The sequence below is a fragment of the Sphingobium sp. B10D7B genome (assembly GCF_025961955.1).
Lineage (GTDB): Bacteria > Pseudomonadota > Alphaproteobacteria > Sphingomonadales > Sphingomonadaceae > Sphingobium.
On the sequence record NZ_JAOQOQ010000001.1, the window covers coordinates 2410435 to 2429816 of the forward strand.

17 protein-coding genes are annotated in these 19382 nt (G+C 65.2%); 11 read left to right on the top strand and 6 right to left on the bottom strand.

What is annotated here, in order from left to right; translation table 11 throughout:
- Positions 1-59: 59 nt before the first annotated feature.
- Both M2331_RS11470 and M2331_RS11475 read left to right on the top strand, forming a co-directional pair.
- Positions 60-2156: a RelA/SpoT family protein gene (locus M2331_RS11470; RefSeq protein WP_181560397.1), complete on the top strand. Its 2097-nt coding sequence runs from the start codon at positions 60-62 to the stop codon at positions 2154-2156.
- A gap of 238 nt (positions 2157-2394) precedes the next feature.
- Positions 2395-2994, top strand: coding sequence for a PEPxxWA-CTERM sorting domain-containing protein (locus tag M2331_RS11475; RefSeq protein ID WP_181560398.1), 600 nt, complete (start codon positions 2395-2397; stop codon positions 2992-2994).
- Between the two features lie 64 nt (positions 2995-3058).
- Here M2331_RS11475 and M2331_RS11480 read toward each other — a convergent pair whose 3' ends face one another.
- The 5 genes from M2331_RS11480 to M2331_RS11500 form a co-directional block, all read right to left on the bottom strand.
- Positions 3059-3787 carry a GIN domain-containing protein gene (locus tag M2331_RS11480; RefSeq protein ID WP_181560399.1) on the bottom strand — a complete coding sequence of 243 codons (729 nt, stop codon included), beginning with the start codon at positions 3785-3787 and terminating at the stop codon, positions 3059-3061.
- 183 nt (positions 3788-3970) lie between these two features.
- Positions 3971-4501: a CarD family transcriptional regulator gene (locus M2331_RS11485; RefSeq protein ID WP_181560400.1), complete on the bottom strand. Its 531-nt coding sequence runs from the start codon at positions 4499-4501 to the stop codon at positions 3971-3973.
- Between the two features lie 391 nt (positions 4502-4892).
- A complete protein-coding gene (fdxA, locus tag M2331_RS11490; protein ID WP_181560401.1) occupies positions 4893-5231 on the bottom strand; it encodes a ferredoxin FdxA in 339 nt (112 codons plus the stop codon).
- Positions 5232-5325: 94 nt separating this feature from the next.
- Positions 5326-5610, bottom strand: a complete 285-nt coding sequence (locus tag M2331_RS11495; protein ID WP_264571088.1) for an RNA-binding S4 domain-containing protein — start codon at positions 5608-5610, stop codon at positions 5326-5328.
- Between the two features lie 52 nt (positions 5611-5662).
- Positions 5663-8632 (bottom strand): helicase-related protein, encoded by a 2970-nt coding sequence (locus M2331_RS11500; RefSeq protein WP_181561491.1) that lies wholly within the window; start codon positions 8630-8632, stop codon positions 5663-5665.
- Positions 8633-8858: 226 nt separating this feature from the next.
- Here M2331_RS11500 and M2331_RS11505 point away from each other — a divergent pair, with 226 nt between their 5' ends.
- The 6 genes from M2331_RS11505 to M2331_RS11530 all read left to right on the top strand — a co-directional run bounded on the left by M2331_RS11505 (position 8859) and on the right by M2331_RS11530 (position 16812).
- Complete coding sequence (locus tag M2331_RS11505; protein ID WP_181560403.1) at positions 8859-10445, top strand: M23 family metallopeptidase; 1587 nt, start codon at positions 8859-8861, stop codon at positions 10443-10445.
- A gap of 160 nt (positions 10446-10605) precedes the next feature.
- A complete protein-coding gene (locus M2331_RS11510; protein ID WP_181560404.1) occupies positions 10606-12795 on the top strand; it encodes a TonB-dependent receptor in 2190 nt (729 codons plus the stop codon).
- Between the two features lie 111 nt (positions 12796-12906).
- Positions 12907-13995 (top strand): YjgN family protein, encoded by a 1089-nt coding sequence (locus M2331_RS11515; protein WP_181560405.1) that lies wholly within the window; start codon positions 12907-12909, stop codon positions 13993-13995.
- A gap of 15 nt (positions 13996-14010) precedes the next feature.
- Positions 14011-15093 carry a M48 family metallopeptidase gene (locus tag M2331_RS11520; protein ID WP_181560406.1) on the top strand — a complete coding sequence of 361 codons (1083 nt, stop codon included), beginning with the start codon at positions 14011-14013 and terminating at the stop codon, positions 15091-15093.
- A gap of 13 nt (positions 15094-15106) precedes the next feature.
- The gene (locus M2331_RS11525) at positions 15107-15865 is read left to right on the top strand and encodes an alpha/beta fold hydrolase (protein WP_181560407.1); all 759 of its coding nucleotides are present in this window, start codon (positions 15107-15109) and stop codon (positions 15863-15865) included.
- A gap of 8 nt (positions 15866-15873) precedes the next feature.
- The gene (locus tag M2331_RS11530) at positions 15874-16812 is read left to right on the top strand and encodes a hypothetical protein (RefSeq protein WP_181560408.1); all 939 of its coding nucleotides are present in this window, start codon (positions 15874-15876) and stop codon (positions 16810-16812) included.
- Positions 16813-16831: 19 nt separating this feature from the next.
- On the opposite strand, the gene M2331_RS11535 is transcribed toward M2331_RS11530, so the two are convergent.
- A complete protein-coding gene (locus tag M2331_RS11535; RefSeq protein WP_264592370.1) occupies positions 16832-17530 on the bottom strand; it encodes an SIMPL domain-containing protein in 699 nt (232 codons plus the stop codon).
- Positions 17531-17660: 130 nt separating this feature from the next.
- Here M2331_RS11535 and M2331_RS11540 point away from each other — a divergent pair, with 130 nt between their 5' ends.
- The 3 genes from M2331_RS11540 to M2331_RS11550 all read left to right on the top strand — a co-directional run bounded on the left by M2331_RS11540 (position 17661) and on the right by M2331_RS11550 (position 19367).
- Positions 17661-18095 carry a VOC family protein gene (locus M2331_RS11540; RefSeq protein WP_181560409.1) on the top strand — a complete coding sequence of 145 codons (435 nt, stop codon included), beginning with the start codon at positions 17661-17663 and terminating at the stop codon, positions 18093-18095.
- Positions 18089-18820: a hydroxyacylglutathione hydrolase gene (gene gloB / locus M2331_RS11545; protein WP_181560410.1), complete on the top strand. Its 732-nt coding sequence runs from the start codon at positions 18089-18091 to the stop codon at positions 18818-18820. The genes M2331_RS11540 and gloB overlap by 7 nt, the downstream gene beginning before the upstream one ends.
- A gap of 130 nt (positions 18821-18950) precedes the next feature.
- A complete protein-coding gene (locus M2331_RS11550) occupies positions 18951-19367 on the top strand; it encodes a DUF6491 family protein (RefSeq protein ID WP_264575159.1) in 417 nt (138 codons plus the stop codon).
- The last annotated feature ends 15 nt before the right edge of the window (positions 19368-19382 follow it).

Consider the following 19382-nt stretch of genomic DNA (forward strand, 5'->3'; position numbering starts at 1 on the left):
CGCTGCCGCGCGAGTTTTTTGTTGCGCTGCACGGGGTCCGCCCACCATGTTGCGCGACGATGTTGCGTCAATATGAACTGGTCGAGAGGGTCAAAGGCTATGACCCGGATGCCGATGAGGCCCTGATCAACCGCGCCTATGTGTTTTCGGTCGCCAAGCATGGCACGCAAAAGCGCGCCAGTGGCGATCCCTATTTCAGTCATCCGATTGAAGTGGCAGGCATTCTGACCGATCTGTTCCTCGACGATAAAACCATCGTCACCGCCCTGCTGCACGATACGATCGAGGATACGCTCACCACCACGGCAGAGATTGAGCGCCTGTTCGGGCAGGACGTCGCCCGGCTGGTCGATGGCGTGACCAAGCTCAGCAAGATCGAGGCGCAGAGCGAAAGCCAGCGGGCCGCCGAGAATCTGCGCAAGTTCCTGCTCGCCATGTCGGACGATATTCGCGTGCTGCTCGTCAAGCTGGCCGACCGGCTGCACAATATGCGCACGCTGCACTTCATCAAGAACGAAGAAAAGCGCCGCCGCATCGCCCGCGAGACGATGGATATCTACGCGCCGCTCGCCGAGCGCATCGGCATGTACGAGTTCATGCGCGAGATGCAGCTCCTTGCCTTTCAGCAGCTTGAGCCCGATGCCTATGACAGCGTCACCAAGCGTCTCGCCCTGCTCAAGGAAGGCGGCGAGAGCAAGGTCGCCCGCATCTCGACGCAGCTGCAAAATATGCTCACCTCGGCGGGCATGCACGTCACGGTCTCCGGCCGTGAGAAGCATCCCTACTCGATCTGGCGCAAGACGCAGGAGCGTCACATCAGCTTCGAGCAGCTGACCGACATCATGGCATTCCGTGTCGTCACCGACAGCACGGACGATTGCTATCGCGCCCTGGGCCTGATCCATCAGCGCTTCAAGATGGTGCCCGGACGGTTCAAGGATTATATCTCCACGCCCAAGCGCAATGGCTATCAGTCGCTGCACACCACCGTGATCCACGAGGAGAATGCCCGCATCGAGGTGCAGATTCGCTCGGAGCGGATGCATCAGGATAGCGAGTTCGGCCTTGCCGCCCACTGGGCCTACAAGCAGTCCGGCGCGCGGCCCGACGGGCAGGCCGGCTGGCTGCGCGATCTCGTCGAAATCCTCGAACAAAGCCACGATGCGGAGGAGTTGCTCGAGCACACCCGCATGGCGATGTATCAGGATCGGATCTTCGCTTTCACCCCCAAGGGAGAGCTGCAACAGCTGCCCAAGGGATCGACGCCGGTCGATTTTGCCTATGCCGTCCACACCACGCTCGGCAACCAGACCGTCGGCGCGAAGATCAATGGGCGCGTCATGCCGCTGCGCACGCAGCTTGAGAATGGCGATCAGGTCGAGATCCTCAAGTCCGATGCGCAGGAGCCCCAGCCCGGCTGGCTCAGCTTCGCGATCACCGGCAAGGCGCGCGCAGCGATCCGCCGGTTCATCCGCCAGAAGCAGCGCACCGAGACGATCGCACTGGGCGAGAAGCTCTACGAGGAGATCGTGCTGCGCCTGCCGGTGGAGATTGGCGACAAGGCGGAGAAAGCGGCGATCAAGCGGCTCAAACTGGAAGACAAGGCCGCGCTGATGATCGCCATCGCAACCAACCGCATCTCGGACGAGGAGGTGATGAACGCCCTGGTGCCCGGCAGTGCGGAGGACGCACCCGGCGCGGCCCGGCGGCGCAAGAAGCAGGCGCAGGCCGTTTCGATCATCGGCCTGACGCCCGGCATCGCCTTCACCCTATCAGAATGCTGTCATCCCGTTCCGGGCGACCGCATCGTCGGCCTGCGGCGGCCGGGCGAACCGATCGAGGTGCATACCATCGATTGCCTCGTGCTGGAGACCGGTCAGGATGCCGACTGGGTGGACCTCAGCTGGGACAGCGAAGCCAAGGGCGGCACGGCGCGCCTTTCGGTCATCCTTAAAAACCAGCCCGGCGCTCTGGCGACGGTTGCCAACATCTTCGCGGTCAACAAGGCCAATATCCTCAACCTGCAACTGGTGAACCGCGAAGGCCCGTTCCACACCGATCTCATCGATCTCGAGGTGGAAGATGCGAGCCACGTCGCCCGAATTCTCTCGGCGTTGCGGGCCGTGGACGCCGTGGTGCAGGCGGATCGGATCTAGCGGCGGCGGGCGGCAGCGCCTTGCAAACGATCATCCCGCTTCTCCACGCGCGTTAATCCTTGCTGCAAAACAGTGCCAATGTCGGACAGCGCCCGGAGGGGCCAGGAAACTATCCTCAACGACCTCGCCCCTTTTTGCTGGCGCCTCTACATGCTCGGTCATCAGGAAGCCTCCGGTGGGACGAAGGCAGGCCTGCCAAGGAAACGAGCCGAGAACGCTCAGTCGGGAAGTTCGATACATGCGTAAGATCCTCATCGCGTCGCTGGTGACCTATGCTACTTTTGCCGTTCAGCCGGCTCAGGCAGCGCTTGTCAGTTCTGCCGCCAGTTGCTCCGCATCGGACATTGGCCTCACGGCGAGTTCGAGCTTCAGCTGTGTCGGCTTTTACAACGGCAATCTGGCCAGTCAGGCGACCACGGGAGATCAGACGTCCGCGCTGGCCCTGCTTGGTCTGACGCTTCCCAACGCGTTTTCCAGCGCCGTGGAGAAGGTCTCCGGTTCGCCCTGGATCTCGACCACCACCCTGAATTTCGACACGATGATGTACGGCACGACCTATATCGGCGTGCACTTCGGCAACATTCCCAATCCGTCGGGCAAGGGTCAGCCGCTCGCCAACAACATCACCGCATTCTATAAGTTCGATGCTGGCACCGACGGCATCGACCTGCTCAATCTCCAGTTCGCCAGCGGCTCGAACGCGACCATCTACAAGACAGGCGCAGTGCCGGTCCCGGCTCCCGTGCCGGAGCCCGCCACCTGGGCACTGATGGTCGCCGGTCTCGGTCTGGCAGGCATGCTGATGCGCCGCCGCGCCGCGAAGGTTCAGTTCGCCTGATCAACCTGACCGCCAGAATTGCATAAGGACAGGGCGTCGGGTTTCCGGCGCCCTTTCTTTTACCTCAAGGCGCAGGGCGTCCGCAGCGCACCAGCCCACTCCCGACCTGGCGCACGGTACAGGCAGGGCGCCCCTCCACCACCGCGCTGCCGGTTCCCACCAGCATCACTTTGGCGGTTCGCTCGGCAAACGTTTCGGCCGTCGCGGCGCCATCCACCGCGAGCTCAAGGTCCACCGCGCGCAGGTCGCTCGCATCGAGCGTGCCGCTGCCGGAGAGACCGATCTGCACCTTGCGCGCTCGCCCGGACAGGAGCGTGCTGCCCGCACCGCCCTGCACGAGCTTGAGATCGTCAATCTCGATTCCCCTCACCTCGATGCGACCGCTGCCGACGAGATTCACATCGGCAGCCGCCTTGTTGAGGCCCTTCACGCGCAGCAGACCGGAGCCCACGAGTTGCACCCGGCGCAAGCTCGGCGCTGTGAGAGCGAGCCGCGCGGTGTCCCGGGCGCCCTGCGCCCCGGCAGCGCCGGCCACGGGCGCGCGGAGGCGCACCGTTAGCGTGCGTGCAGACACTGTCAGTTGCAGGGCATCCAGCGTGGCACGATCTCCCTCGCCCCGCGCGGACGCCCCGCGCCCGGTTTCAAGGGAGACTTCCAATGGTCCCTCGACACGGATGCTATCAAAATCGGTCACGATATAGGTCCGGTTCTCTGCATGGGCCGCTGACAGTCCGCCAGCGGCGGCAACGAGCATCAGCAGCCGGATCGCCCGGCGCGCGGCACCTGATGTCATGACGGTCATCCCCCGAAGCAGTTCATGGGCGCGAGCATAGCAGATGTGTCGCCCCAAGTCGCCAACACGAGGCCCCATCCTGACGAGGTGACTATGGACGATGCCCCTGGCGTGAACGCGCCCCAACAAAAAACGGCGCCCATAAGGGGCGCCGTCTCTTGGTCTCTAAGGACGAAGCCTCGATTACTCGACGCGTTCCTTGGCATATTTCGGGGCAGCCTCGTTGAGGATCTGGAGGATCTTCTTCAGAGCCGTTGCCTCGTCCACCTCTTCCATCGCCGCGAGTTCACGCGCCAGACGGCTGGAGGCGGCTTCGAAGATCTGACGCTCGGAATAGCTCTGCTCGGGCTGATCGTCCGCCCGGAACAGGTCGCGCGTCACTTCCGCGATCGACACCAGATCGCCGGAATTGATCTTCGCTTCATATTCCTGTGCGCGGCGCGACCACATCGTCCGCTTCACCTTCGGCTTGCCCTTGAGGGTTTCGAGTGCCTCGCCCAGTGTCTTGTCCGAGGAGAGCTTGCGCATCCCCACGCTTTCGGCCTTGTTCGTCGGGACGCGGAGGGTCATCCGCTCCTTCTCGAAACGCAGCACATAAAGCTCGAGGTCGATCCCGGCGATCTTCTGGCTTTGCAGCTCAATCACCCGGCCGACGCCGTGCTTCGGATAGACAACATAGTCGCCGACATCAAAAGACAGCGCTTTTGCAGCCATTCTTGCGAACCTTTCTTCTATCTGTTTGTATTCTTGGCTGAGTTACGCGGCACGTTGAGAATGCAGATTTGCGAGAATGCAGATGTGCAGGTGCCAGCCACAGGCCATGCGCGAATACTCCTGAGTGACGAGGGGTGTCACTTCCCAGCGGGTTTAACAGATTCGCAACAAAATTACCAGCCTAACCGGAGGTAATCTGATATTTTGCGGCATATCGCACGCCGACACACTATGGATGGCGTGTCGCGCTGGTCTGGAGAGTTCATCTGGCCCAACCGTAGCGGGCTCGTTCCGAACCCGCCGTTAGCCCTTCGCGGGCCAATAGGTCGGCATCGCGAGGAACCACATCCGCCCGCAATTGCAGGCGAATACAGTCAGTTGTGCGTAAGGCTCAGCCGCCTTCGCCCGGCTCGGGCGAGAAATATTTGTCGAACTTGCCGTCCTCACCCTTATGCTCTTCGGCATCCGCAGGGGGTTCGCGCTTGGTCGTGATATTCGGCCACTCGGCGGAATATTTGGTGTTCACCTCAAGCCACTGCTCAAGACCGCTCTCGGTATCGGGCAGGATCGCCTCAGCCGGGCATTCCGGCTCGCACACGCCGCAGTCGATGCACTCGTTGGGATTGATGACGAGCATGTTCTCGCCCTCGTAGAAGCAATCCACCGGGCATACTTCCACGCAGTCCATATATTTGCAGCGAATGCACGCGTCGGTCACGACATAGGTCATGGCTGGCTTTCCTAGCTTGGTTTTCGCTGATCGCGATATGCGCGCGCCGCCACAGGGTCAACAGGCAAGGGCAAGGATTGCGCGTAGCTTAACTTTATCGGGGCATCACCGTCGTATCCGGGTCGGCACCGGGCGTAATCGCGCTGTAGCAAAGCTGGGCCTCTGGGGCCGGTCCGCGCCGCTCCGGCAGATGTTCCACGCGGATCACGCGAATGACATTGCCCTGCGGCAAGGTGAGCAGGTCACCCACACGCACCGGCGCATGCGCCCGCTCGATCCGGCGGCCATTGATGCGCACGATGCCCCGCTCCGCGAGCGCCTGCGCGCTAGAACGACTGGGGGACAGGCGCACGAACCAGAGGAATTTGTCGAGGCGCAAACTCGGTCCATGGCCGGTCGATGCGCCCTCATCCCGCTGCCTTGCCAGAAAGTCAGTCCTCTCGGCCGAACAGGGCGCCAAGACCCGCCAACGCCTTGCCCGTGGCGACAATCGGCCGCTCGCGACCTCCGCCATCACGGTCCGGTCGCGGACCACGATCCGGCCGTGGGCCGCGATCGGGACGATTGTCGCGATCCGGGCGCTTGTCCCGTTCACGCCGCGGACCACCCTCGGCCGCCTTGCCGCGCCGATCCGGGCGGTTGCGCGGGCCATCGCCGGCCGCTTGAGACTGGCCATCCTGATCCTGCCGCCCCTGCTGCGCCGGACGACGATTGCCCCCGCGATTGCGCGGCCCCTCGAATTTGGGACGGGGCTTGGGGCGTCCACGGAACTGCCAGTTGGGCGCGCCTTCCGCCGCATCGGGCACGGGGCGGAACCCCGCCTGCCGCATCAGTTCCAGGAAGCTCGCTTCATTCAGGCCAATGGAGACGATGGTCGTGTCGTCGGCGCCATAGGGCTTGCCGGCGGCAATCGCCTCATGCGCCCCGCGCGCGAGCCGTTCGGCCATATCGATGCGCAGCCAGGCCTCGCCCAGCTTGCGGAACCCGGCAATACGCGCGCCAATCTCGTCGATCGGCACGACAGGCTTGGCGACCTTGGCAAGTGCGTGCGCCTCGGCAGCTACCGGCGTTTCGGATGCCGGAGCTCCGGCCGCTTCCGGAGCCTCCGCGGACGCTTCGACTTCGGGCTCAACCGGTGCTGCGACGTCGCCGGCTTCCAACGGTTCGCTCGGCGCACTCGCCTTGCGCTCTTCGCCGCCACCGCTCTGCAGCAACACCGCGCCCGGCGCGGGCAGCGCCACCAACGGTTTGCCGGATTTCAGCGAGAGCAGAACCATGCGCCATTGCGCCGCCGCCGGCTTCATCAGGCCGGGATGATACAAATCCATAACGCCGATCACCACGCCGGCCTTGCGCAAATGGGTGCGGTCTTCCTTGGCGACCTGCCCGAGCGCTTCATCCAGCGTGTTGCGCGGCACGATGCCGCCCGCGTCCGCCAGTTGCGCGAGCACCGCGCGCACGGTCGCGGGCAGCTCGGCCTCCGTTGAGCCGGCCTCCATCTTCAGCAGCGCCGGAATGTGGCGCTCGAACTGATTCTTGAGCCAGAGCGCCAGCCGATCGCGCACGCCCTGCTGAATTTCCGGGACGAGGCTGGAGAGCCCCGCATCCAGCGTCATTTCAGGCGCGAGCAGACGCTGCCCTGCCTTCAACGTCGCGACCGGGTGCCCGTTCCAGATGATCTGCGCATCACCGCCGGGAGGGCTGGCGAGAGTGAACGCTTTATCGTCCACCGCCAGCAATGCCTGAGCCATCTCGTTCAAATGCGCACCCAGTCTCCGTTCGGCAGCGGCCAGCAGCAGCCGCTTCTCATTCGCTCTCGCCAAGGGATCGACGATGAAGCGGAAGCCCCGCATCGTGCCGATCCTGTGACCATCGACTGTTACATTGCCTGCGCCGTCGACGTCCACTGACAAAAACGCCTTGGCATCACCGCCGCGCCGAAGCAAGGCGGAGGCGCGCCGATCAACGAAACGCTGCTTCAATGCGCCGTGCAACGCATCGGAAAGACGCTCTTCCAGAGCCCGCGCGCGCGCCGCCATCTCCATCGGTTGGGCCAGCCAATCGTCCCGCTGGGCGACATAGGCCCAGATTCGCACCGCACCGATCCGCCCGGCCAGCGCATCGACATCGCCCTGGACATTGTCCAGCCGGGCGAGTTGGGCCGCGAGCCAATCCTGCGGAATATGGCCGCTGCCCTGGCTCAGCCACGTCCACAGGCGGTGGATGGTGCGCGCATGATGCTCGATGCCGAGCTTCTGGAAATCCGGCACGGAACAGGCCGCCCAGAGCCGCGCGACCTGCCCCCGGCCCCGCGCCCGTGCGCGCACGTCCGGCAGGTCGGCGAGATTTTGCAGCACCGCCAGGTCAATCGCTTCGGGTGCCGCGCGCAACCCCGCGCGCTCCGGACGATCCAGCAGCGCCTCGATCAGCGTGTCGATATCGTCCATCGGCAGGTCCGCTTCCCGCCAGAAGATCTGCTCGATCGGGTCGAAGCGATGCTCCTCGATCCGCTCCACCTCCTCGGCGGAAAAAGCCGGCTCGCCATCCGCCGCGCCGACATCGCCGAATGTCCCGTCCCGCTGGTGCCGCCCCGCGCGTCCGGCAATCTGCGCCATTTCAGAGACAGTCAGGCGGCGCGTCCGCCGTCCGTCAAACTTGCGAAGCGACGCGAAGGCGACGTGATCGACGTTAAGATTGAGCCCCATGCCGATGGCATCGGTGGCGACCAGATAATCAACCTCTCCGGCCTCGAACATCGCGACCTGCGCATTGCGCGTCGCAGGGCTGAGCGCCCCCATCACGATCGCCGCGCCCCCGCGATGCCGGCGCAGCATTTCGGCGACGCGGTACACCTCCTCGACGGAGAAAGCGACGACGGCGCAGCGGCGCGGCAGGCGGGAGAGTTTCTGCGGCCCGCTGTAGCGCAGGGTGGAGAAGCGCGGCCGCGTCACGATTTCCGCCTTGGGCAGCAGCGTGCGCACCAAGGGCGCCATGCTCGCCGAGCCGAGCAGCATCGTTTCCTCGCGCCCACGAGCGTTCAGCATCCGGTCGGTGAAGATGTGGCCGCGCTCGGGGTCCGCGGCGAGCTGGATCTCATCCACGGCAACGAACGCGAAATCGGAGAAGGCGCCGAAGCCACCGCGAACCGGCATCGCCTCGGCAGTCGCCAGCACATAACGGGCGCCGGGCGGCGCGATTCGCTCCTCGCCGGTCAGCAGCGCGACCTGATCGGCGCCCTTGATTCGCACCACGCGCTCGTAAACCTCACGCGCCAGCAGGCGGAGCGGAAACCCCATGAGCCCGCTCGAATGGCCGCACATCCGCTCAATCGCCAGATGGGTCTTGCCCGTGTTGGTCGGCCCCAGGACCGCCTTGAGAGCTGCAGGCTCGTAGCTCGACATGATTGGCTGACACATGGAACGCGCCGTGGCTCACGGCAAGGCTCAATCCAGACGGCGCATGAATTAGGGACGGTTCCGCAACCAGCCGACGATTGCGCACAACTCGCCGCAAGATATGGGCCGATATTGTGTCTTTATTTGACTTTAACCCGCTGCATTTACAAACAAAGCGCGACGTTTGGCAGTCGCGACAGCGTGGCAGAAGCCGTCAGGGGCGCATCAATTCGTGTTTCAGAAGATCGAGCTTAGCCCCACGCAGGGCGCCGGCACCGGTACGCTTTGGCTTAACAGCCCGGCGAAGGTGCTCGCACCGCTCCGTTCTGGCGACTGGCGCGAGCGAGTGCAGGACTGGGCGCATCGTGTCGATCTCGCGCCCGATCTTGGCCAGAACATCGGCAGCCGGACCTGGTGGCGCGGTCTCATCACCTGCTTTTCGCTCTGCGGTATCATGGTCATGTCCGCGCCCGGCGTTCTGACCGTCCCCGGCGCACAACCCGCGCCGCTCTCGACCGAGCAGCTGGACCAGTATCGCTCGCAGATGATCAGCGCCTCGGCGCTCGGGGCCGATACAGGCAAGCGCATGGGGCCGACCGATCTGGTCGCGCCGCTGCGCGAGACGCCCGAGCGCCCGCAGATCGAACTGGATGCCGCCGTCGGCACTGGCGACAGCTTCGCCCACACCCTCTCGCGCGCCGGCATCAGCAGCAATGATGCCGGCGCGGCGATGGCGCTGATCCGGCAGGCCGTCGATCCCGCTACGATCGCGCCCGGCACCCGCGTGCGCATCGTGCTCGGCCGGCGTGCCAATCGCAACGTCGCACGGCCGCTGGATCATCTGTCCCTCCGCGCGAAGCTCGAGCTGGCGCTGGAGATCACCCGGCAGGATGGCGCCCTGACGCTCCGCCGCATTCCCATCATCGTAGACAACACGCCACTGCGCATTCGCGGCCAAGTGGGTGACAGCCTCTACCGCTCTGCCCGCGCAGCCGGCGCCGATCCGTCGACGATCCAAGCCTATCTCAAAGTGCTGTCGGCGCAGGTCAATGTCGGCAACGGCCTGCGGGCTGGCGATACGTTCGATATCATCGTCGCCCATCGCCGCGCCGCAACCGGCGAAAGCGAGACCGGAGAGCTGCTGTTCGCAGGGCTGCAGCGGCAGCGAGGCAAGGACATCAACCTGCTGCGCTGGACGCAGGCCGGCCGCGCGCAGTGGTTCGAGGCATCCGGCGCCGGTGAGCGGCGCGGCGTTCTCGCCCGTCCGGTAAGCGGACGACAGAGTTCCGGCTATGGCATGCGCAGACATCCGATCCTCGGCTACAGCCGGATGCATGCTGGCCTTGACTTCGCAGCCAGCACTGGCACACCCATTTACGCGGTGAGCGACGGCCGGGTGACCTATTCCGGTTGGCACGGCGGGCACGGCAAGTACGTCAAGATCGAGCATGGCGGCAGCCTTGGCTCGGGCTATGGCCATATGAGCCGCATTGCCGTCGCCGCTGGCCAACGCGTCAAGCGTGGGCAGGTCATCGGTTATGTCGGCTCGACAGGCCTCTCCACGGGGCCGCACCTGCACTACGAGCTCTATCGCAATGGCCGCACGATCAATCCGGCGAGCGTGAAGTTCACGGAGACGGCTCAACTGGCCGGCGCTGAACTGCGCGCCTTCAAGGGCCGCCTTGCCGAACTCAAGCGCCTGCGCGCCGGCCTTCCTGAGCCTGCGAAGACGGAGCCGACGGAAATGGCAGCGAGCAATGCCTCAAGCGCTGCTGCGTCCGCTCAGTCGGCAGGCGGCGGGTCCAGCCGCACGCGATAAGAGCGTCCGCTCGGTCGCGAGCGACGCCGGTTCCCCTCGGATGCCGCGTCTTCGGCGCGCCTGACGCGCCCCGCCCTGCTGCCGCGTGAAAATTCCCACGAAGCGAACGCCGACGACATTTCGCTTGCGCAGCATTTTTTCACTCGTTACGTTATATCATATGAAAAGCAATTTCCGTCCGCGCCTCGCGCATACCGCCGCCCTCTCCGCCCTTCTCTCCAGCGCCGCGCTGCTCGCAGCCCCGGCTCTGGCGCAGCGCCAGCCGCCGCCGGATACCGGCGAAGCGCATGGCCATGACGATCGGCCGGAGAACATCGTCGTCACCGCGATCATCCCCCGCTCGCATATCGATGTGCTGGGCGGCACATCCGTCCTCACCGGCGAGGAGCTGGCCCGCGACATCCGCCCGAGCCTGGGCGAAACGCTGGCCCGGCAGCCGGGCGTTTCTTCCACATCCTTCGGTCCTGGCGCCTCTCGCCCGATCCTGCGCGGCTTCTCGGGCGACCGCATCCGTTTGCTCACCGATGGGATCGGCAGCTTCGACGCGTCCGCCACTTCGGTGGACCATGCCGTCGCAATCAATCCGCTGCTCGCCGACCGGATCGAGGTGCTCCACGGCCCTGCAGCGTTGCTCTATGGTTCGTCCGCGGTCGGCGGCGTCGTCAATGTCATCGACACGCGCATTCCCACACATCTGCCCGAAGGCGGCTTCGATCTGGCCGCTACCGGCACATTCGGCAGCGCCGCCCGCGAGAAATCGCTCGCCGGCAAGACCGACATTGCATTGGGCGGCGGCTTCGTCTTCCATGCCGATGGCAGCTGGATCGAAACCGGCGACCTGCGCAGCGGCGGCTATGTGCTGGGCACCGAGCCGCGCGCCGAAGCGCTGGAAAGCGACGAAGCCGACATTCGCGACCTCGCCGGGCTGCGCGGGCGCATCCCCAATTCCGCCATCGAAGGCTGGAGCTATACCGGCGGCCTCAACTACATCGATTCCGGCGGGTCCCTCGGCTTCTCGGTCGGCCGCTCGCAATTCACCTATGGCCTGCCGATCCGCTACGTGACCCACGAGGATCATGAGGACGAAGGCGCGATCGAGGGCGAAGAAGGCGAGCACGAGCACGGCGCCGAGGAAGTCAAAATCCAGATGAAGCAGACCCGTGCCGATCTGCGCGCGCAAGTGAATGTCGGCGGCGGATTGCTCGACCAGATCCGCCTGCGCGCCGGCTGGGCCGATTACGAACATGCCGAAATGTCGCTTGACGGGCAGGACATCCACACCCGCTTCTTCACGCAAGGCCTCGAAACTCGGCTCGATCTCGTTCAGGCGCGGCGGGGCGGATGGGAAGGCGCGATCGGTGGCCAGATGCTGCTGCGCAAGAGCCACATCGAAGGCGAGGAGAAGTTCCTGCCGGCCATCGACAGCGAGACCTGGGGTCTGTTCACGCTGCAGGCGCTCGATCTCGGCAAGGTGCGGCTGGAGGCCGGCGCGCGGTTCGAGCACAACCGCATCGAGGCGGCGCAGGACAGCGACCTTGGCTCGCCGGACTATCGCCGCAACTTCGACACGGTGTCGGGATCGCTCGGCGCCAGCTATGCCATCGCGACTGACTGGCGGGTCGGCGTCAACCTCTCGCGGGTCGAGCGGGCGCCCACAGCGGATGAACTCTTCGCGCGCGGCAACCATGCCGGCACGCAGGCTTTTGAGCTTGGCAATCCCAACTTCGGCACCGAGCGCGGCTGGGGCGTCGAGGGCACCCTGCACGGGCGGGGCCAGGCCTTCCACTTCAGTGTTTCGGCCTTCTACAACAAGTTCGACCGGTTCATTTACGATTCCATCGTCGATGACAGCGCGTGCCTGGCGGCCAGCGGCGCGACCTCGCTCGAATTCCCCTGCTTTGCCTATCTGCAATCAGGCGCGGAATATTATGGGGCGGAGATTCAGGCGGATTGGACGGCGGCAACATTCGGCCGCACCGAGCTGCGCCTGGATGGTCTGGCCGACTTCACGCGCGCAACGCTCGACAGCGGCGAGCCCGTCCCGCGCATCCCGCCGCTGCGGCTGCTTGGCGGTGCCACGCTCGATGCGGGCGAATGGTCTGTGCGCGGCGAGATTGAGCATGCCTTCAAGCAGGATCGGGTAAGCGCGCGCGAGACTGTCACGCCGGCTTACACCTTCGTCAACGCCGGGCTGACCTGGAAGCCCGCCATCGCGAACCAGCAGGTTTCCTTCTCTCTGCAAGCCAACAACATCTTTGATGTCGAGGCGCGGCGCCATGCCAGCCTGCTCAAGGATTATGCCCCGCTCGCCGGGCGCGACATACGCCTCACGGTCTCCCTCGCCCTGTGAGTGCGGGGCGGGGCGCCCCTCTCCGCGTCCCGCCCTTTTTTCTCAGTCACTTGACAGTTCAGCCGCATCCGGTGTCTGGTCGCCCGCGCAATAGCCGGGGGACCATTGCCAATGAACGACCAGACCGACCGTGCATTCGGTTTTGAAGGAAGCTGGCGGGAATACGCCCCGATTGCCTTCACCAATCTGCTGCTGACCATCGTGACACTGGGCGTCTATCGCTTCTGGGCGACGACGCGGACTCGCCGCTATTTGTGGAGCCGCACCCGCTTCATCGACGAGCGGCTGGAATGGACCGGTACCGGCGTTGAACTGCTCATCGGCTTCCTGATCGTGCTGGTGCTCTTCGGCATCCCCTTTCTGTTTCTCAACTTTGGCATGCAGGCCATGGTGTTGCGTGGACAGGCACCGCTCGCCGGCGTGCTGGGCCTAACGTCGTTCGTGGTGATCTTCTATCTCGCCGGCGTCGCGCGCATGCGGATGCTGCGCTATCGCCTCAGCCGCACCTGGTGGCACGGCATTCGCGGCGGCAGCAATGACAAGGGCTGGGCCTATGGCTGGTCCTACGTCTGGCGCAACATCGTCGCGTGGATGGTGATCGGCCTGCTCATTCCCTGGTCTATGACCTCGCTATGGAACGACCGCTGGAACGCGATGAGCTTTGGCCCCCATCCCTTCCGCGCGGCGGCAATGCCTGGCCAGATCTTCCGCCGATTCCTGCTGTTCTACCTGCTGCCGTTCATCATCTTTGCCGTCATGGCCGTACTCATCTTTGCAGGTGGTGGCGCTGCGATGCGTGGCGGTTTCGATCCCGAGACGCAGGCCCAACCCGGCCTCGCCTTCGTGCTCGCGATGATCCTGATGGTGCTGCTGATCTATACGATCATCGGCTTTTTTGCGCTGGCCTATTACGCCAAATTCTTCCGCGTGGCCGTGAGCAGCCTGTCACTTTCGACGCTCGATTTCCACTTCTCGGCCCGCACCAAGGACTGGTTCAAGCTCATCCTTGGCGACATCGCGCTGGTGGTGCTGACGCTCGGCATCGGCCTCGTCTTCCTCTCCTATCGGCACTGGAAGTTCTTCATCGTCCATCTCGATGCCAGCGGCGAGATCAGCCTCTCATCCCTCACCCAGTCGAGCACGAATGCGCCGGGTCAGGGCGAGGGCCTTGCCGATGCGTTCGACATCGGCGCCATCTAGCTCCATAGCGCGCGCATGACCCAGGCCGGCCCGGACGAGACCATCTGGCATTATGATGGCACCAGCGCAACGCGCCATCATCCGGTTCTGGAATGGACAGCGGAGACGTTCACGCTCCGCTGGGGTCTGAACAAAAGCGGCCCGCACCGCTGGGGCGATCTGGTGCCGGTCGATGGCAGCGGCGGGCGCTCCATTTATGGCCTGCGCGGGCAGCATGGCTGGCGGCTCGGCTTCACCGGCGCGCCACCGCAGGACTTCGCGATCCACCTGCCCCTCCCCGCACGTTATGGCCGCTGGATCGACCGTGTCGGCCTGTGGCGGGCACTGGCGCTCTTCGCCGTGATCGCGGCGGGCGTCGTCTACGCCGTCCTCCGCGCGCCCGACTGGATCGCGCCGCATGTTCCGCTCAGCTGGGAGCAACGGCTCGGCGATGCCATGATCGGCGATTTCGGCGGTCGCCTGTGCCAGACCCCGCAGAGCCGCGCCGCGCTCGACAAGCTCCAGCGCAAGCTCGGGGAAGATGTACCCATCCGCCGCATCGGCATCGCCAATGTAAAGATGGTCAATGCGGTCGCCCTGCCCGGCGGCCACATCCTGCTGTTCGACCAGCTCATTCAGGATGCCCAGTCGCCCGATGAAGTGGCTGGTATCCTCGCCCATGAGATCGGCCATGTCCGCAACCGCGACACGATGACGGCGCTCATCCGCCAGTTTGGCCTCAGCATCGTGCTGGGCGGGTTCGGCGGCGACCTCGGCAACACCGCCAACGGCCTGCTGTCCCTGAGTTATGGCCGCGATGCCGAGCGGGCGGCGGACAGCTACTCCATCGGCGCCTTGCAAAAGGCCGACATATCGCCCCTGCCGACCGCCGCTTTCTTTAAACGCCTCGGGGGAGGCGACGGCGGGGAGCAGATCGAGCGTGCCGCCAATCTCATGGCCTCGCACCCCATCTCCGCCGAGCGGCGCAAGGCATTCGAAGCCTCTGCGCGCAAGGGCCACCGCTATGAGGCCGCACTGACGCCGGCGGAATGGCGCGCCATTGTGAATGCTTGCGAGGATGACAAGGACGTCGCCCCTGCCAGTCGCTTCCCTTTCTGATAAGGGCAGCGTCATGACTGACGATACCACCAGCGCCCCGCCCGCGTTTACGCCCAACGCCGCGGGCCTGCGCCTCGCCTACCGCCACCGGCCCGGCACAGGGCCGACCATCGTCTTCCTCCCCGGCTACATGTCGGACATGATGGGCAGCAAGGCGCTCGCGCTGGACGACTGGGCCGCCGCCCAAGGCCGCGCCATGCTCCGTTTGGATTATGCCGGCTGTGGCGAAAGCGAAGGGCGGTTCGAGGACGGCACGCTCGCCAGCTGGCGCGACGATGCCCGCGCCGTGATCGATCATTGCGTCCCCGCCGGGCCAGTCATCCTCGTCGGCTCCTCCATGGGCGGCTGGCTGGCCCTGCTGCTCGCCCGCGATTTGGGCGCGCGTGTTACCGGCCTCGTCGGCATCGCCGCCGCGCCGGATTTTACCGATTGGGGCTTTGATGCCGCGCAAAAAGCGACCTTGCAGCGCGAGGGCAAGCTGGTCGAGCCCACCCCTTATGGCGATCAACCCTATGTCACCACGCGCGCCTTCTGGGAGTCGGGCGAGGCGCTGCGGCTGCTCGATGGAGAGATCGCGATCGATGGCCCGGTGCGGCTGCTGCAGGGACAGGCCGATGCCGACGTCCCCTGGCAGATCGCCGTGCGGATCGCGCAGCAGGTTCGTTCAGCCGATGTGCAGACGCTGCTCGCCAAGGATGGCGATCATCGCCTCTCGCGCCCGCAGGACATCGCCCTGCTGATCGCGACAGTCGCGCGCCTCGTGGAGTCCTGACCCTGCCTATGCTCGTTGCCGCCGCGCTTTCCCTCGCCCAGCTCGCTCAGGCGAGCGTGCCCCAGCATGATCCCGAAATCGAGGCCCTGCTGCGGCGACGAGACGAGATGCGCCGCGCCGAGGCCGAGCAGAGAGAGCAGCGCCCCTGGATCGAGCAGGTGCCCGCGGAACGCGCCGGCAATGACAGCACGGAACTGGCCGCCGTCGTCCCGCCCGCCATTGCGCCCCGCCTCGCCACCTGTCTGGAGCGCGCCAACGCCAACCCCTCCGAGGGCATTGCCGATGCGGAAGCCTGGGCAAAGGCCGATGGCGGCGCCTATGCCGCGCAGTGCCGGGGCTATGCGCTCGGGCAGGCCGGGCGCTGGAGTGATGCGGCAAAGGCTTTCGAGGATGGCGCGGCCTTCAAGGGCCTCGACGCGGTAACGCAGGCGCGATTATGGTCGCAGGCCGGCAATGCCGCGCTGATCGCAGGCGAAACGCCGCGCGCGCTGCGGGCGCTGGATGCGGCCCTCTTGCGCCCCCTGCCCAAGACGCTTGCGACCGGAGAAATCTATCTGGATCGCGCCCGCGCCCGCGTGGCCGCCAACGATCTGCCCGGCGCCCGTACCGACCTCGATCAGGCGATCGTGCTGGCCGCCGCCGATCCGCTCGCATGGCTGCTCTCGGCCACGCTCGCCCGGCGCATGAACGACCTGCCCTTGGCTCGCCTGCATATCGAGGAAGCCGCCAGCCGCGCCCGCAGCGATGCCGCCATTGCGCTGGAACAGGGCATCATTCTGGCGCTCTCAGGCAATGACGCCGGCGCCCGCGCTGCCTTCAGCCGCAGCAAAGAACTGGCTGCGCGCGATAGCGATATTGCCCGGCAGGCCACCGATTATCTCGCCCAGCTGAACGGCGAGCCGGCCCCCGCGGCCGCTGCTACGACAGGGACCGAAACCGGGCGATGAAGCGTGCGTGCGGCCGACCTCAGTCGAGGTAGAAATCCACCGTCGTCACGACCCGCACCTTCTTGAACGGCGTGTCGGCCGCGCCATAGCCGCCGGATGTCTCGCCATCACGCGGCTCGATGGAGAAATAGCCCTGTGTCGCGCTCTTGATGCCACCCACGCCCGTGCCGCTATCCTTGGCGAACTGTTCGGCAGAGGAGCGCGCATCCTTGGTCGCGGCGGCGACCATCTCCGGCTTGATATCGTTGAGCTTGGTGAAGCTGTAGCTCATCGCCGAACCCTCCTGCAGCGTCACGCCGCGCCGCACGAGATCGAACTGATTGGCCACCGCCTTTTGCGCCCGCTCGATATCGGTCGTGCGCAACTGCATCCGCTGGGTGATCGTGATGTTGGGAACGCCGTTGTTGATGAACTGATTGACGCCGGCCCCGGTCGCGGTCAGCGCATTGTCAGGGAAGCCGAAGCTCTTGAAGTAGCCGCGCAGTTCGGCCGTATTGCCCTCGATATCGGCCCGCACGCTGGCAAGGTCGGTGCCGGTCGCGGAATAGGCGATGGTCCAGGTCGCAAGATCGGCGGTCACATTCCGCTCGGCAAGGCCCCGCACCGTCACCGACCGGTCGGCCGCATGCGCGCGCCGCAGGCCATCCCCAAGCAGGTAGCCACCGGTGATCATGCCGCCCGCAAGCACCACAGCACCTGCCAAAGCGACCCTGTTCATGTCCTGCAGCCAAACCATTGTGCGCATTCCTCTCTTTTCCCGCGACCGCGAGACGCCTATTTGAGAGGTGACCAATCTCACTCTTGTGCTGAACCGTTGCTGACGCGGGACCAAAGGAAAGAGCTGCACCATGCCCAAATATCTCCACACCATGATCCGCGTGACCGACATCGACGCGACCTTGCGCTTCTTCCAACTGCTCGGCCTCAAGGAAGTCCGTCGCTTCGATAATGAGAAGGGCCGCTTCACGCTCGTCTTCGTCGCCGCGCCGGGCGATGAGGATGCGCAGGTGGAACTGACCTACAACTGGCCGCCGGAAGACGGCAGCGCCGGCGAAAGCTATGGCGGCGGGCGCAATTTCGGCCACCTCGCCTATCGGGTCGAGAATATCTACGAGACCTGCCAGCGCCTCATGGACAATGGCGTGACCATCAACCGCCCGCCCCGGGACGGCCATATGGCATTTGTCCGCACGCCCGATGGCATTTCCATCGAGCTGCTGCAGGATGGCCATCTCGAGCCGGCCGAGCCTTGGGCGTCGATGCCGAACACGGGTGAATGGTGAGCGCGCTCGAAATCCTTCGCGTTCCGGTTCTGTCGGACAATTATGTCTGGCTGGTTCATGACAAGCCGAGCGGGGAGACGCTGGTCGTCGACCCCTCGGTGGCCGAGCCGGTGCTGGCCGCCGCGCAAGCGCGCGGCTGGTCCATCACCCAGATCTGGAACACGCACTGGCATGGCGATCACATCGGCGGGAACGGGGGCATCGTAGCCGCGACCGGCGCCACCGTCACGGCGCCCGCCGCCGAACTCGCGAAAATCCCCAATGTCGATCGCCCGGCACGCGAAGGCGACCGGGTACGGCTGGGCGATCACGAAGCGGTGGTGATGGAAGTGCCGGCCCACACCGCCGGCCACATCGCTTATCACTTTGCCGACGACGCCATGATCTTCGTGGGGGATACGATGTTCGCCATGGGCTGCGGCCGGCTGTTCGAGGGCACGCCTGCGCAGATGTACGCTAATATGCGACGCTTCGAGGCCCTGCCCGAGGACACCCAAGTCTATTGCGCGCACGAATATACGCTCTCCAACGGCAAGTTCGCCCTTCAGGCAGAACCGCAGAATGCGGCCATCGCGGATCGCCTCGCGCAGGTCGAAGCTGCCCGCGCGCGCCACGAGGCCACCGTTCCCACAACGATCGCGCTGGAACGTGCCACCAACCCCTTCATGCGCGCCCAAAGCGTGGAGGAACTGGCCAGCCGGCGCGCGGCCAAGGACAGGGGCTAGGCAATAGAGGCCACGGCGCTCTGTCCTGGCCTGCGCAACCAAGGGCCCGCACGTTCGTATCCGTCATACAAGATGCGAGACAGCCGGAAACCTGCTAGTTTCGAGACAGACAGACGCGAGAGGAGCGGAGATGATGAACAGATTGTGTCTCTCATTGGCGGTCCTGCCGCTGGCCGCCTGCGCGACGGCGGGTCCCGCTCCCGAACCGAGGCTCAGCGAACGCGAAACGCAGGAGCTGGAGCGCCTGCTGGAGGGCAAGACGGCGGGCGAGCCCGTCTCCTGCGTCACCTCGTTCGACAGCAGCCGCCTGCGGTCCATCGGCGATAACACGCTGGTCTATGTGGTGAGCAAGGATCAGGTCTATCTCAACCGCCTGCAGGGGAGCTGCACCGGCATCTCGCGCGGCGACACGCTGGTGATGAACCGCATGAGTTCATCGCAATATTGCCGGGGCGATATCGCCCGCGTAGTGAACCTCCCCTCGGGCGCGATGACCGGCAGCTGTGCGCTAGGCGACTTCATTCCCTATCGCACGCCCGGCAAGTAACACGCCGGGCAGCCG